The sequence below is a fragment of the Halarcobacter ebronensis genome (assembly GCF_013201825.1).
Lineage (GTDB): Bacteria > Campylobacterota > Campylobacteria > Campylobacterales > Arcobacteraceae > Halarcobacter > Halarcobacter ebronensis.
In genome coordinates, this window is sequence record NZ_CP053836.1 from 2,118,556 (window position 1) to 2,133,773 (window position 15,218).

The 15,218-nt window shown below is 29.5% G+C and carries 12 protein-coding genes; all 12 read right to left on the reverse strand.

The window, feature by feature from the left end:
• Positions 1-28 precede the first annotated feature (28 nt).
• The 12 genes from nrfD to AEBR_RS10605 all read right to left on the reverse strand — a co-directional run bounded on the left by nrfD (position 29) and on the right by AEBR_RS10605 (position 15,183).
• Positions 29-970: an NrfD/PsrC family molybdoenzyme membrane anchor subunit gene (gene nrfD, locus AEBR_RS10550; RefSeq protein WP_129086294.1), complete on the reverse strand. Its 942-nt coding sequence runs from the start codon at positions 968-970 to the stop codon at positions 29-31.
• Positions 963-1,643, reverse strand: a complete 681-nt coding sequence (locus AEBR_RS10555; RefSeq protein WP_129086293.1) for a 4Fe-4S dicluster domain-containing protein — start codon at positions 1,641-1,643, stop codon at positions 963-965. The genes nrfD and AEBR_RS10555 overlap by 8 nt, the downstream gene beginning before the upstream one ends.
• Before the next feature lie 17 nt (positions 1,644-1,660).
• Positions 1,661-2,452, reverse strand: coding sequence for an FKBP-type peptidyl-prolyl cis-trans isomerase (locus AEBR_RS10560; RefSeq protein ID WP_129086292.1), 792 nt, complete (start codon positions 2,450-2,452; stop codon positions 1,661-1,663).
• A gap of 67 nt (positions 2,453-2,519) precedes the next feature.
• The gene (locus AEBR_RS10565; RefSeq protein ID WP_129086291.1) at positions 2,520-4,631 is read right to left on the reverse strand and encodes a multiheme c-type cytochrome; all 2,112 of its coding nucleotides are present in this window, start codon (positions 4,629-4,631) and stop codon (positions 2,520-2,522) included.
• Positions 4,632-4,924: 293 nt separating this feature from the next.
• Positions 4,925-6,349: an ATP-binding protein gene (locus AEBR_RS10570; RefSeq protein ID WP_129086290.1), complete on the reverse strand. Its 1,425-nt coding sequence runs from the start codon at positions 6,347-6,349 to the stop codon at positions 4,925-4,927.
• The gene (locus AEBR_RS10575; protein WP_129086289.1) at positions 6,339-7,028 is read right to left on the reverse strand and encodes a response regulator transcription factor; all 690 of its coding nucleotides are present in this window, start codon (positions 7,026-7,028) and stop codon (positions 6,339-6,341) included. Before AEBR_RS10575 ends, AEBR_RS10570 begins: the two co-directional genes overlap by 11 nt.
• Positions 7,029-7,165: 137 nt before the next feature.
• Positions 7,166-7,621, reverse strand: coding sequence for a hypothetical protein (locus tag AEBR_RS10580; protein ID WP_129086288.1), 456 nt, complete (start codon positions 7,619-7,621; stop codon positions 7,166-7,168).
• Positions 7,622-9,157 carry a PepSY-associated TM helix domain-containing protein gene (locus AEBR_RS10585; protein ID WP_129086287.1) on the reverse strand — a complete coding sequence of 512 codons (1,536 nt, stop codon included), beginning with the start codon at positions 9,155-9,157 and terminating at the stop codon, positions 7,622-7,624. It abuts the gene before it with no gap.
• On the reverse strand, positions 9,158-9,448 hold the full coding sequence (locus tag AEBR_RS10590; protein ID WP_129086286.1) for a hypothetical protein: 291 nt from the start codon (positions 9,446-9,448) through the stop codon (positions 9,158-9,160).
• A gap of 8 nt (positions 9,449-9,456) precedes the next feature.
• Positions 9,457-11,463, reverse strand: coding sequence for a TonB-dependent receptor domain-containing protein (locus AEBR_RS10595; protein ID WP_129086285.1), 2,007 nt, complete (start codon positions 11,461-11,463; stop codon positions 9,457-9,459).
• A gap of 65 nt (positions 11,464-11,528) precedes the next feature.
• Positions 11,529-13,106, reverse strand: coding sequence for an alpha/beta hydrolase-fold protein (locus tag AEBR_RS10600; protein WP_172658896.1), 1,578 nt, complete (start codon positions 13,104-13,106; stop codon positions 11,529-11,531).
• The gene (locus AEBR_RS10605) at positions 13,090-15,183 is read right to left on the reverse strand and encodes a TonB-dependent siderophore receptor (protein WP_129086283.1); all 2,094 of its coding nucleotides are present in this window, start codon (positions 15,181-15,183) and stop codon (positions 13,090-13,092) included. The genes AEBR_RS10600 and AEBR_RS10605 overlap by 17 nt, the downstream gene beginning before the upstream one ends.
• Positions 15,184-15,218 lie beyond the last annotated feature (35 nt).

The window sequence follows — 15,218 nt, forward strand, 5'->3', positions numbered from 1 at the left end:
TAAAAACCCTTAAGATAATCTATATATCCTAGATACTAAACGTTTGTCCTGCATAAATAATAAATAGACGCAGGCATAACACTCCAATAATACTGCATAAAGCAGATACATAAAACACTACATTTGTATTGGCAATTTTTTTACCAAACAAAAAATTTAAAACTAAAGGAAGAATAAATCCAATTCCTACAATTCCCAGCCAAAAAACATTTGACCAAACACCTTCATGAAATCCAGCTTGTGCAGTCTCATTTGCTGCATTACCAGTTGCCAAAGAGATATAAAGCATAAATAAAAACATAATCTCAATTGCCATAATTGGCCACTCTACTTTATGTAAAATTGCCATATCACTTGAGTGAGCATCCTCTTTAAAAAACCTTCTTGCAACTATACATAATGCTGCTGTTCCAGCCGAAAGCCCAGAAATAACAAAAAGTGCAGGAAGAATTGAAGTGTTTAATAAGGGGAACCTAACTAACACCGAAATTAAAAAACCTGTATATGCACAGATAATTACAGCAAATAAGAAAAGAACTCCCTCTAAAACAGCTCTAAATCTATTTAAAATATCAATTATTCCACACAGAAATGGAAGCTTTTCTCTAAGCTCTTTTTCGAAAGCATAAATAACTGCAACAAAAGCTAAAGGTATATATAATAAAAGTGCAGCCACCCCAATAGACATTACTGATGTCCAATTGTAATTTATTAAAATCTTCCAAAACATTAGAGGTCTTGTTAAATCGCCAACTAAACAAACCATTCCTAATAAAATAGTAAAGAATGAAACCAAAGCTGATGCTTTGTAAACTGCTGTACTTTCAACTTGGTTTTTATAAAATCTAATCAACAGTGCAACAATAATTGCACCACCAGAGATTCCTGCTAAAAGCAGATATATTGAAATTGGCCATTCCCAACCAATCTCCTCAGTAAAACCTGAGCTGTAATTAATTATCTCATTCATCATAAACTCCTGTTTTGAGTTTTGGTATATATCTAAGACTTGGTTTTGTACCGAAGCCAGGTTTTAGTCTAGCCGCATCTTTTACAGCTAATATCTTATTTATATAAGATTCTTCATCATTTAAATCCCCAAACACAAGTGCATCATATTTACATGCAGCTACACATCCAGGTTCTTTGCCCTCTTTAAAATTTGTATTAAGACAAAAGTTACAGTTTTCTGCTGCATTTGTCTCTTCATTAATAAATCTCACATCATAAGGACATGCTACAATACAATATTTGCATCCAATACAGTCATCTGTATTCATGGTAACTATGTTTGTAATAGAGTCTTTATGACAAGCCTTTGTTGGGCAAACTTCTGTACAAGGTGAATCCACACACTGTTGACAAGAGACTCTCATATATTTTTTAAATTTTAAATCATTAGGATTGGTCTGATCTTCAACATATAACCTATGTTGTCCTTTCGGTACATGATTTACTTTTGCACATGCTATTTCACAGTCACTACAGCCAACACATTTATTTTGGTCAAATAGCATTGCATAATGAGGTTTTTTCTTTTTGCTCTCTTCAGAGGCATTCAAGCCATACTGAATAGAACCAAGAAGAGCAGACCCTAAACCTATTCCTTTTATGAAGCTTCTTCTTTTATTTTCACTACTCATTGTTGTATCCTCTTAACTTAATTAGAAACTTTTGAGGTCTCCATTTTTGTAGTACCATGTCCTATTTCAACATTATTATTTACTTTCATTTCTCCAGGTTTTAAAACTTTTGATAGTTCAATTTCAAAAACAAGAGCTGAATTTGGTGGAACATCTCTCATTTGAACACTTCCATAAGCTAATTTACTTGGGATGTAAAATGTATATTTTGAACCAGTACTCATTAACATTAGACCCTCTTTTAAGCCATCTATAACATTGACCATTGATAAATGTGCAGGAGTTTTTCTCTCATAAGTATCATCAAACACATATCCATCACTAAGTGAAGCTTTATAATTAATAATTACAATACTTTCAGGTTTTGGTTTCTCACCTTTTGCGTCTTTTATGACTTTATATTGCAATCCAGATTTTGTAACTATTACACCATCTTTTTTTTCATTGTTTGCAAGAAACTCTTTCTCTTTTTTTGCATTTGCTTCTTGCTCTTTTTTTATATTATCTTTTTGAACAGCATTTAATGTTTCTGCTCTTTTGTTCAAACTAGCAATAATATCTTTCTCATCCATTTGTAACTTCTGTTTTAATGCATCTTCAAAACCTTGAACAATCAGATCTATGTCTGTTTGTGCACCTAATTGAAGTTGTCCATATATTTGATTACTTATATAGTTACCAGTTGAAGCACCTAAACTATATGACTCTTTTTGTACATCAGTTTTTAGCTCTGTAGCAAAAGTGTGTGCTGTTAGTACTGATAAAGTCATTGGTACTATAAAACTTAATTTTATCCTTGTTAATTTCATCAATTGATCCTTGTCATTTAATCAAGGATTACACAAAAAGTGTAATCCTTATTTTTGGTTTTAAATATTATTTAGAAGCTTTAGATAAAATATTTTGAGCCTCTTCAACATAAGCTTTTGCAGCTTTTGCTCTTCTTTCAGTGAATTTAAATCCATGCACACCCCATGAACCATCTTTTTTGATTAAGTCCATAGTCTCTTGAGCTTTTTCAATTAATTCATTAACTCTTGATCTATCTTCAACACTCAATTTAGTTACATCTAACATTTCATATACACCTTTGATTGCAACAGTAACTTCTGAGTAGATTTTTTTGATTGGTTTTTGCCAACCTATAACCTCATCATAAATTCTGTTTTGGTCTTTAAAGTGTAATGTATTTTTCAATTGAGATTGAACAATACTATGGCATCCTTTATTGTCTACCATATCTTTATCTGCCCATGAAGTTTTTCCACAAGCCCACATTAAGTCAATATAGTTGTGCCCTTCATCATTTTTAGCAATATACCAATCTTTGTATTTTTTTGGTACTGTTTGTTCTCTTGGTTGACCATCTGGTGGGTTAAGAGTTTTATGATCAGGACTTACATCAATTTTCCAAATATGAGATCTTCTTTGTGTATCAAATCCACCATGATCTTGATATTGAACAGCATAGAAGTTTTCACAACTCATTAAATAAGGCATGTGACAAGATTGACAAGATACTTTACTGTGAGTATCTTTTGTATTATCAGCAATATATGCTGCTTCTTTGTGACAGCTTGCACAACTTTTTCTAATACTTGGTTTAGTATAGAATGAACTTAAATAATCACCAGTATCTTGATATACACCACCTGGTTTTGCTGTATCAGTTACAACATATCCTGTTACATCGTGAGGATCGTGACATGTAGTACATCTCATACCTGCTTCATAGTGTGCAGTAAAATATGATTGTGAACCTTCTGTACCACATCCTGGACCTGCAGATTTAAATTTAGATGTTAATCCAAGTTCAGCAGCTCTTGCTTTCATTTTTGGATCTTTAGAGTTTCTATATTTTTCAGCTAAGAAAGGTCTAAAACTAAATCTTTGGTGACATCTTTCACAGTTTGAAGTCATTAGTCCTTCGCCACCTTTTAAGTGACCACCAGCACCATGACACTCTTCACAGCTAATACCTTTTGAAATTGTGTGTTTTTGTAACTCTTTTGCGTTACCAAGTGCAGCTTCAAACTCTTTTGTAGTTTTGAAATCAAATTTCCAAGGGTGACAAACTTGACAATATGAAGATGCAGCTTGTACAGCCATACCTTTTTTATATTTAGCCGCATAAGAAGCTAAACCTCTAACATAACCAGAATTATCACCATGTTCTTCCAAAGTTACTGGGAAATTAGGAATATATTTTCTAATCTCTTTTGCAACATCAGGAGTTAAATCATTTGCCCAAGTTCTTTGAAATTGGTTTGAACCTGCTACAACTGTACCAGTTCCATCTTTTAATAATCCATCAACTACATGGTATGTACCTCTTAACAGCCAAGCATCGAAGTATCCCATTTTAGTTCTAAGGTGACCTATTGTACAATAAATTGCGTCGGGAGTAATACCTTTTGGTAAGATTGAAGCTGTATCAGGACCGAAAACTGATTTATTTAACTCATTACTTACTTCAGGGTGTTCTCCTGGGAATCTAACAGTAGAAGAGTGTCTTGATCTACTCCATTTTTCATATTGTGCAGCGTGACACTCACCACATTTATCAGGTCCAATAAATTTATTTGGAAATACTAATGGATCAGTAGCTGGTAGTCTATACATAGTAGAAGTAACACCTTTTCTTTTACTATATTTTTGGAAATCATTACCATGACCACCCTCTACAAACTCTTCACCCCTATCTACGACACTCAATTTACCAACAACTTTATTGTTTGGCAAATATTTTGTAAAAATTGGATGGTTTTTAAAAATCCAGTCATATCTCGCTTTTTCTTGAATAACATAATCTTTTAAAGTTACAACGCCTCTTGTATCTTTAGTACCAGCATTCTCAGCAATAATATGTTGAGCCTCTTTACTCATCTGCATTTTACTATTGTCTTGGCTTGATGCAAATGATGCACTAGCCATAACACCTACAGACAAAAATAAACCTAGCATTAGCTTTCTGTTTACTTTTTTCATCTTCTCCTCCTCTCTATAATTAGTATTTAAAAATTAACTTTAATTAAAAAATAAAATTAATCTATAACTACCGATTAAAATAGTAACAATAAAAAGGGTGGCAAAAGGGAGAAAACTCTATAAATAGGATAGATTTGCAAAGTTTTTTCAGAATTTCAAGAACAACCTAATTTGTAATTTTATAGATTTTTTATATTTAAAAAGTCTATATATATCAATTTTATGACTCTAAATATAAATATGTAATTTTAGATTTTATTTTTAAGTTTAAATTTAAGTTTTAAAAAGTGTTATTAAAATTTTATTTTAAAGATAACTCCATCATCAATATTTTTAACACTAATATCACCTTTATATCTCTCAATTATAACTTTACAAATATAAAGACCAATACCTGTTGCAACACTTAAATCTTTTGTGGAAAAATAGGGTTTAAATATTTTATCTATTACCTCTTTGCTTATCTCTCCTGCATTATTTTGAATTGAAACAATAGTTTTTCCTCCATTTTTATATGAACGAATAAGAATCTCTCTATTCTCTATTTTATTTGAGATAAAAGCATCTTTTGCATTGTTTATAATATTTACAAATACTTGAACAAACTCATTTCTAGAACCCACAAAAGTAAAATTCTCTTCTATATCAATTATTACTTTTATATTGTTTTTATTAAGTGAGGCTTGAAGCAGTCTTACAGATTGTCCAATAATATCTTCAATTTTAAAATCACTATTAATCTCTTTTGGTGAGAAGAAGTTTTTAAAATCATTAATTGTATTTGACATAAAAGAGATTTGTTCATTTGCATCACCTATTTTACTAAGTACTTTTTCATGGCTTAGTTTTCCTCTTTCACTTAAAAGCTCAATATTTATAAGCATTGAGGACAAATGGGACAAGGGTTGTTTCCACTGATGGGAGATATTTCCTATCATACTTCCCATCACTGCTAATCTATTTTGATGTTCAAATAAAATCTCTTTTCTCTCTTGAAGTTTCACATTCTTATTATAGATTATATATATCAAAATAATAAAAATAATAAAAACTGCAAACATTGTAATACCACCTGTTACAAACTCATCTTTATGGTACTCAATAATATCAGATATGGCAATTTTAAGATATATCATAGCTCTTAGATCACCCTCTTTTTCATAAAATCCTCTTGTATCTCCATATTGATCTACCAATCTTTTTGGGGCATCTGCTGGATTTCCATGACAAAGTAAACAAGCTTTTGTATTTCTACTTATTGGTTTTGCTATAAAGAAGTAAGATTCTCCATTCTCTTTTATAATTGAAAAGTAGTCTTGAATTTTATTATCTCTAAATTTATTCAAAATATTTGCTTCAAAATCGGTAGCCATGTGAATAGGGTTTAAAGGATTAGTTGCTACAAGTTTGTATCTATATTTTAACTCTTTGTTCTGTCTTTGTTTTTCATATATATATTGGGAAATATAAGTTGAAGAGAGTATTCTTGCATCAAAATATTTATCTAAGGATTGATTATCTTCAATAAGATTATATATCATAGGTCTTTGGATTTCTTCAATATAGGTTCTAATAGCATTCATACTATTTAACATAGAACCAGCCTCTTGTCTGGTATCTTTTATAGCTATCTCTTTATAAAAATTGAAAAAAAGAAGGGTAATTATTGCATATAAAACAATAAAAATAGCTATTATAAACTTGAAATTAAATTTCACACTTATAACCTAAACCATAAATATTTTTTATGACATCCCCACCAATTTTTTTTCTAAGCTCTTTTACTATTGCTTTTACAGCCTCTTTGCTTGGTTTATCATAATCCCACATATAATCAAGTATCAAATCATAAGTTATGACTTGATTTAGATTATTAAAGAAATACTCCAACAATCTACTTTCGCTTTTTGATAATGGAATAACTCTATTCTCATTTTCTAACTGTTTTTTAGAAAAATCATAAAAACAGTGTTCATTTAAGCTTAGTGTTGGATTATAATCAACAAGTTCCAATGCAACCAACTCCAAAGCATCTAAAATCTCTTCTTTTATAAAAGGTTTTGTTAAATATTTTGTGATTTTAAGATCAACAGCTCGCCATAAATACTCTTGATCGGTATGTGCAGAGAGAATAATAATAGGAACTTTTTTATTAAATTTTCTGATTTTTTTAATTGCTTCCAAACCATCCATATTTGGCATGGAAATATCAAAAATCATTACATCATATAAATTATTTTTTGCCTCATCTAAGGCTCTTTCTCCATTATTAACGCCAACAACATCTTTGAAAAAAAGTTCTAAAATCTCTATAATCTCTTTTAATATACCTTCATTGTCATCAGCACACAAAACCTTTTTATCCGATAAAATATCTAATCTACTATTTGATTTCATATATATACTTTCAAAAGTTTTTTGATAATTATAACATAAAAATATCTTACAAAATGAACAACTGTTCATAAAGTAAAATATATATGTTATAAAATTATTTATATTTAAAAGAAATATTTTTTTCGTACAGTAGAAAACTACTGTACTAAGCATTTTTGAATTTTATATCTTTTTAAACTAACTATTAATGATAAAATTAAAAATATTGTAGAGATTATAAAAGTTATCCAAAATGCAATATCAATATCTATTGCAACTTCTAAATTCTTTTTGAATCCATTTTTGGGAAGAATATCACCAATTTTTTCTACCACATGACCTTTTCCTGCTTCAAGTAAAATCTTATATGGTTCCTCTGGAATTTTTATAATAAGGCTTCCTGATTCAGGTAATTGTTTTTCATATAGATATTTTTTATTTACTAAAGATTGTATCTTTAGTATTGCACCTTGCGCAGTTACTCCTGTACTATATGCTCCCATAACTTCCATTGTTCCATCTTCATTATCTATAGTACTTAACAAAATAGTATGGGAAAACAAAGAGAGTTTTAAAAGCAATAAAACTCCTACAATTTTAAATGCCATTTTCATCTATAAACCTTCAAATCTTTTTAGAAATTTTATTTTCTCTATTTTGAAAATTAAAATAGACAATAAAATAGAGAAAGCAAGTATTGTCAAATCAATATAAAAAGCTACTTTTAGATTACTAAAATAGAGTTCCCAAATAAAAAATCCTGTTGTTATTTGATGAACAAAAAAGATTAATATCAAAAATATCGTGGTAAAAAAAGTAAAGATTTTTAGAGTTATAAGTGTTTTTTTAATATAAACACAAAGAAATAGAGAAAAACTCCAAAAAGCAAAAAAAGAACCACTTAACCAAGTTGCTCTATCTTCTATATCAAAAGGAAGAAGCCAATAGAGCAAAACAACAAAAGTTGTTGCAGGAATAATTCCTAAAGATGAAGCAAAAATAAGTTTTGAAAAAATACTAAAATAGTTCCCATTTATACTCACTTTTGATTTGCTCTTCTCTATCCAAATAAGAAGTCCAAAAACCATACTAATAGCAAAACCTATACCAAATATAAAATAGAGTAATCTAACAACAAACCCCTCATCTGGAATAAAATGGAAAAAGTAAAATCCAGATAAGAAGGTGCTTATTAGATGACTTTTTTCTAAACCTTTTTTATCAATTAATTCCCCGTTTACACCACTTAATGTTACTGTTGCTCTATTTACTTTTCCTGTTAATATTCTGTTGTTTTGTAAATATCCACTAAATACAATCTGTGCATTTTTATCTTCCCATTTAAAAAGATTTATATTTGTAATCTTTAACTCTGGATATTTCTCTTTAGCTATATTAAATAGAGTCAAGAAAGACAACATTTCAGCACTCTCATTACTCATCTTTACTTTTGCTAAAGGAGGATAAATAATAGGTCGTACAACTTTCCCAGTACTACTCTCTTTTCCATTTGTTGCACTTTTAGTAAAAAACTCTGAATTACCAAGGGTAAAACCAAAAAAAGCACCACTTATAGCAAAAGCAAAAATATATGGAACTGCAATCAAAGATAAATCTTTGTGCCACTTAAACCAAAAATTCTTTACTTTTACTCTGTTTTTCCTATTTAAAAGCCAAAGATATACTCCTGTAAAAGTTAGAAAAATAATACCTATAGATGAGAGACCAATTAGTGTTTGTCCAACTTTTGACATGTTTAAATTAATATGCATTTTATTGAAAAAATCTGATAGAAAATTGTCTTCTAATTTCGTATCTAAAAGCTCTCCTGTAGCTGGATTTACATAAACTTTATTTGATAAACCAAAGTTTACACTTAAAGCTCTATCTTTAAAAGAAGGTAACTCAACTTGAACTCTATCTTTTGGATTTCCAAGTTGTTTTAAAGCATTGTTAATTGAACTATCCAAATCTATATTTTTTGAAGTATCAACAAAATATCTAGAAGGATTTTGCCAACTATTTAGATATGGCTTTAATAAAGTTATTGTTCCAAAATAGGTTGATAAGAAGAAAAAAAACAGAACAAAAATACCTATTATTGTATGTGATCTAATTAAATATTTTAAATAAAGATTATCTATATTCATCTAAAAAACCTTTAATAAAATTATACAGGGTAATAAAATTACAACTATTTTTAAAATTACCAAAAGTAGTTTTTTTGATAAAAGCAGCCATATTCCATAAAGAGGTATAAGTATAGAAGAGAATATAACAGAAGGCATAATTTTAATGGCATAATCACCAATCATAAATTTTGAATAAACCATCATTGTAAGATATGCTAAAACAAAAGAACCTAATATTGCAAGAGTTGCATGAACCAAACCAATTTTTGGTTTGGATTCATTCATATAACTATATATTTTGTTAAACATACTAACTCTTAAAATTTATATGCCAACGTGATTTTAAAGTTTCTTCCTGGCTCATAATCAGTTGTATACCCATATCCTGCAAAATATCTATTTTCTGAAATATGAGAAGAGTAAGCTTTGTCAAAGATGTTTTCAACTCCTGCAATAACTGTTAAATCTTTTACACTTTCTGGTCTCCATTTAAGTGCTATATCATGTACATCATAAGCTTTTTTCTCTTGATAAGCTCCTGAAGGAACATCATCCTCTTTTAGTACAAATAAAGACTCCCAAGAGATATCTAATCGTGGAGTCAATTTATAATCAATTCCTAAAGAGATTGAATCTCCTGGCTCTTCAATCAAAGGTTCACCTGTTCTCTCAAAGTTTGAAGATGAGTGAGCGTATGTTAGAAGTGAGTTTAAATTCCCTTTATTGTATGCAAAATTTGCCTCAAAACCTTTTATATCTAACTCTCCCATATTTGACATTGCTGAAGAGTCTTGGAATATATAATCATCAATTGTAGTATTAAAATATGTGAAAGAGACTCCTATTGTATCCGCACCTAAGATATTGTTTTTAATATATTTAAATCCAATCTCTTTATTTATACCTGTTTCAGATTTTAAATTGGTATTATCTGCAACAACTGCTCTATTTGATGCTAAAACATCAACCATCTCTACACCTTTAAAAAGTGTTGTTGCACTTGCAAATAGAGTTAAATCTTCATTTACACTATACTCTGTTGCCAAACCATAAGTAACTTCACTATCATCCATCTTCCCATATGAACCATCAAAATCATAGTTGTTATATCTAATACCTGGAGTTACGATTAAACCATTATTAAAATCTATTGCATCTTCAATATAAAATGCTAAAGATTTTGCCTCTTCATCATCTCCATATTTTTTACCCTCCCAAGTTACTTTACTTGTTTGTTTATCATAAAGGCCACCATAAGTAAATCTATGTGAGATTGAACCTGTTTCAACAAATGATTGAGCTTTAGAGTTAATCCCCTCTGTTTTTACTTTTCCAATTAACATTCCTTCAAAACTACTTGTTCCAGCTGGAAGTCCTGCGGGTGGTCTAACTCTTGATCCACTGCTTAAAGGACCTTCATATCTTTCTAACTCATTTTCATTTGAATAAATTGAAGTAGTTAAAAATAGTTTATCATCTAAATCTAACTCATGTTTTAGGATTATTGTCTCTCTTGTATATTCAGTAGGAAAAGTATCTAAACCTGTTCTTGCCTCATTATACTCTCTACCAAAATCTGGTCTTGGTGCATAATCACCCTCATCTTTTAAAGTATCATAAGAGAGAGAAAGCCTTTGATTGTCAGTTAGATTAACACCAAATTTAATAAGTGTATTATTAACCTCTCCATCTACACCAAAAGTTTCAGTACCATTACCATCTTTCCAGTTATTTTTATTTAAATAGTTGTGATAAATTAGAAAATCTGCATTTTCAAAAACTTTTCCATATGCAGAGAGAGAACCACCTAAACTATCATTTGATTCATATGTTGTAGAGATTCTAGCTCCATAATTTTTCCCATCAGTAAGCATATCTTTTCCATCTTTTGTCTCAAAAGCTACAGAACCACCCAAACTTCCATTTACAACAGAATTTGTACCAACTTGAATATTTGCTCTTTTCAAAATATCTGGGTTGATTAAAAGATTTCCAATATGGTGAAACATATTTGCATTTTGAATTTTTGCTCCATCAAGGGTAATGTCTAAATTTTCATCTTGAAGTCCTCTAATATTTATTCTATTATTAATAGAGTGAGTTCCACCAACATCAACTCCAGGAAGATCTCTTAACAAATCACTTAAATGATCAGCTTGTTTTGTCTCTATTGAATTCTCACCTAAATTTAAAGATGAACTAATAATTTGCGTATCCCAAACATCAACTGACTCAACATTTTTAACAGCTTCATCTGCTAATATATGCGTTGAAAAAATTGCAAAAGATGTAATTGCACTTAATAAAACCCTACTTTTATCCATTTTTGTCCTTATGTATTAATTGATAATGAGTATCATAACCCATAAAAATCACAAAGAAATCACATTTATTTATTTAACAATATTTTAAGACCATAAGGTAGAATAACTCTCCAAGAAAAATAGTCATGTCCTCCTGCAATCTCTTCATAAAAAACTTTATAATCTTTTGCTCTTAGAATATCTCTAAAATATCTATTTGAGTTTAATATCTCAATTTCACTATCTCCACCTTCAAAAATTCCTGCACTTAAAAAAAACTCTACAGGAACTTTTTCACTTTTTATAAACTCTTTTGATAACCATCTATACTCTTTATCTTCATCAGGTTTCCACCAATAAGAGCCTGACATACTTAAAACTTTTCCAAAAATATTTGGATATTTAAATGCAATATATGAAGATGCCAATCCTCCATAACTTGAACCAATCAAGATATTATTTGAGGCTTTGAACTCTTTTTTAAACTCTTTTTTTATGTATGGATATAACTCTTTTGCCATAAAATTTGCAAAATCTTCATTACAAGGAAGTTCTGTGGCCCTTGATTTTGGTGTAGGATTTGCTATAAAAACTGCTATTACTTCAGGAATAACATCTTTTGAAATAAGATTATTTAAAATTGTTTGTGTATCGATTTTAGATTGATAATCAACAGAATCAAAAATAAAAAGCAGTGGATACTCTTTCTCTTTTTTCAGCTCTTTTGGTCTTAAAATAGTTATATCTCTACTATTTTTAAGATACTCACTTTTAAAAGTTATCTCTTTTTTATCAAAGTTCTCTTTAGCTTTTTCTAAAGACCAATCTTTTAACTTACCATTTGGTAAAACAATTGATGAAGATATATTATATTTATCTTTATAATTTCCATAAATTAGTGGATATTTATTATAATTATCTTTTTGAGCCGTTGCTAAAATTGATACTCTCTTTTCCCATCTAGTTCCTTCAAAAATTGGAGTATCAGGGGCTAATTGATAAGATAGTCTTGTTCCTTTAGGCACAATAAAACTTTTATACCAAATATCACTTTCTAATAATCTTTTTAGTTTTACATGTTCTGAAACAGGAGCACCTAATATTTTTACATCTTTTTTTGCATCTCTATATAAAAAAGTTAAAACATAACTCTCCTTGTCATACTCTTCAACTAAAGGAGTTCCCTCTTTTTTAACATTTTCCCAAAACCTATCTGTATTGCCTTTGTTTTTTAATTCTTTATAAACTTCTTCTATTTTTTTACTTAAAAAATCTTCATTTTCTGCACTACTATTTCCTTTTGTAGTAACAACTTTTTCAATTTTAATTTTAACTTTATTGCTCTCATTTAAATTTTTTATTTCAAAAAAATAGTTTTGCGTAGCATCTGCTAAAAAGTAGAAATTGCCGTTTTTTTTATTATCTTTATCTAATCTTCTAATCAAATTTCTTTTTTCATCTAAAAGATTTAAGGACTCAACATCACTACTAAAACTATAAGAACCAACAATATACTCATCTTTTGAAAACTTTATTGATGTCTTATTTATACCATTTGCTTCTATTTGTACCTCTATCTCTTTTGCATCATTTGCAAAACAAAAAGAGAAAAGAAGCAAAGGTAATAAAATTACCCTTACTACTTTTTTAGAATTTATATTCAAGAGATACTCCAAAACTTCGTGGTGCTCCATATGTTGCATATGGTTTGATCAATCCACCATAATATTTTTTATCAAAAACATTATCCACATTAAATGCTAACTTCATTGCATTACTAATCTTATAACTTGCCACTAAATTATAAATTGTATATTTCCCTTGTTTTATTGCAGCATTGTTTGTTTCGCTTCTATAATTTGCAGATGCTCCAATTTTTAGTGCTTTTAAAACATTAGGAGAGTAAGAGAGTGTTGCTTTTAACATCTGTCTAGGAATATATGCATTAACTTGTAAACTGTCTGCATCCTTAATAGTTAAATTTGTATATCCAAGTGATGCATCAATCTCATCGGTAATATTTCCTGCAACTTCAAACTCAAAACCTTTTGTTGTAACTCCATCAATAGCCCTATAATAAGTTCTTCCTGTACCATCACTTAAAATACCAACGCTTTCTGCAACATTGTCTTGTTTGGTTTTAAATAGTGCAAAAGCAGTATTTAATTTACCATCAAAAAATGAAGATTTGATTCCAGCTTCATAGTTTATACCCTCTTTTGGAGTAAGTTGTGTAGCACTTGCATCTATTTCACTTTGAGGAGTAAAAGTAGTTGTATAACTTACATATGTAGATAAGTTGTCATTAAATTTATAAGATAAAGAAGCATACGGTAAAAATTTATTGCTATCTTTTTGAAATAAAGCACTATTTGAGTTTATACCACTCTTTTCATAGGTAACAAGTTTTGAACCAGCTAATAAACTTAAACTATCAGTTATATGGAAATTTGTTGCTGCAAAAAATGATCTCTCTTTTTGTGTCCAATCAGATTTACTATATCTATCATCAAATACAGGTGTTGCAGTTGAACCATCCCAAGTGTCCAAATCAACAATTGTTCCATAATGGCTTGTATCATAAGAGTTTAATTCATCATACTCTTGCCTTGTATAATTTAAACCAAATACAACTTCATGATCTTTATCAAAAAGATTATAGACTCCATCTAAAGTAATATCAAAAATATGTTGTTTAGTCTCATTTTCAGATTTTATAAAATTTTCTAAATAGCTTTGACTTGGATTAGCACCTGTATGCCAAACAGTAAGCATCTGTGCATCTTGATCAATTTTTTTATAAGCATAAGTACCTTTTATTTTCCAAAAATCAGAAAGATTTGTATCCAGCTCTAAAAAAGCGTCAGTAGTGTCAATATCTCTATATGCCCAATCAGGAGCAGTTGTAGTTGAAATATCATAATCTCTTACAGCTAAACTATACGCATCAAAACCACCCTGCTCTGTTCCATCGTTGTCATCTATATTTTTACTTATACCAACAGTTACAGTAGAATTATCTGTTATATCAGCATCAAACATAGCAGATAATAACTTTGTTTTACTTTTGTATCTATCTTGAAAAGATTCACTATCTTCAAAAGAACCTATAACTCTATATCTAATAGTTTTGTCTTCATTTAAAGGACCTGATATATCAGCTTCAATCCCTTTATAATTCCAAGATCCACCAGATAATTTTGTACTTGCCTGAAACTCTTTTGTAGGTCTTTTTCTAACTAAATTTATTGAAGCAGAAGGGTCACCATGATTACTAGAAAGTCCTGTTGCTCCTCTTGTTACTTCCACATGGTCATATAAAGTCATATTTAAATCACCATTAATATAGATAAAAGTAGTAGGAGCTCCTACACCATCAATTAAGAAATTTGTTATATCAAAACCTCTTGAAGTATAATGGGTTCTATCTCTTTCAACTTTTTGTACATCAATACCTGTTGCCACACCTAAAACATCATTTATATCTGTTAACATAAAATCTTCTATTTGTTGAGAAGTTACAACTGAAACACTTTGAGGTGTATCAAGAGGTGAAAGCTTCATTTTTGTTGCACTTGACATATAGTTAATGGTATAAGAATCGCTACCTTCTGTCATATTATTTATTCTATCTTCAATAGTTACATCTTGAAGTTTTGTTGTCTCTTCTGCTTTTAGTAGTACACTACTTATAAGAGCAAAAGATGCAAATATTGAGAGCATTTTATTTCTACCTATCATAATTTAATCCTTTTTTAAATTGATATTGAGTATCA

Coding starts and splice junctions, on each gene's coding strand:
- AEBR_RS10555 (WP_129086293.1), bottom strand. CDS start 1,643: ATGAGTAGTGAAAATAAAAGAAGAAGCTTCATAAAAGGAATAGGTTTA.
- AEBR_RS10580 (WP_129086288.1), bottom strand. CDS start 7,621: ATGAAAATGGCATTTAAAATTGTAGGAGTTTTATTGCTTTTAAAACTC.
- AEBR_RS10605 (WP_129086283.1), bottom strand. CDS start 15,183: ATGATAGGTAGAAATAAAATGCTCTCAATATTTGCATCTTTTGCTCTT.
- AEBR_RS10575 (WP_129086289.1), bottom strand. CDS start 7,028: ATGAAATCAAATAGTAGATTAGATATTTTATCGGATAAAAAGGTTTTG.
- AEBR_RS10585 (WP_129086287.1), bottom strand. CDS start 9,157: ATGAATATAGATAATCTTTATTTAAAATATTTAATTAGATCACATACA.
- AEBR_RS10595 (WP_129086285.1), bottom strand. CDS start 11,463: ATGGATAAAAGTAGGGTTTTATTAAGTGCAATTACATCTTTTGCAATT.
- nrfD (WP_129086294.1), bottom strand. CDS start 970: ATGAATGAGATAATTAATTACAGCTCAGGTTTTACTGAGGAGATTGGT.
- AEBR_RS10565 (WP_129086291.1), bottom strand. CDS start 4,631: ATGAAAAAAGTAAACAGAAAGCTAATGCTAGGTTTATTTTTGTCTGTA.
- AEBR_RS10560 (WP_129086292.1), bottom strand. CDS start 2,452: ATGAAATTAACAAGGATAAAATTAAGTTTTATAGTACCAATGACTTTA.
- AEBR_RS10590 (WP_129086286.1), bottom strand. CDS start 9,448: ATGTTTAACAAAATATATAGTTATATGAATGAATCCAAACCAAAAATT.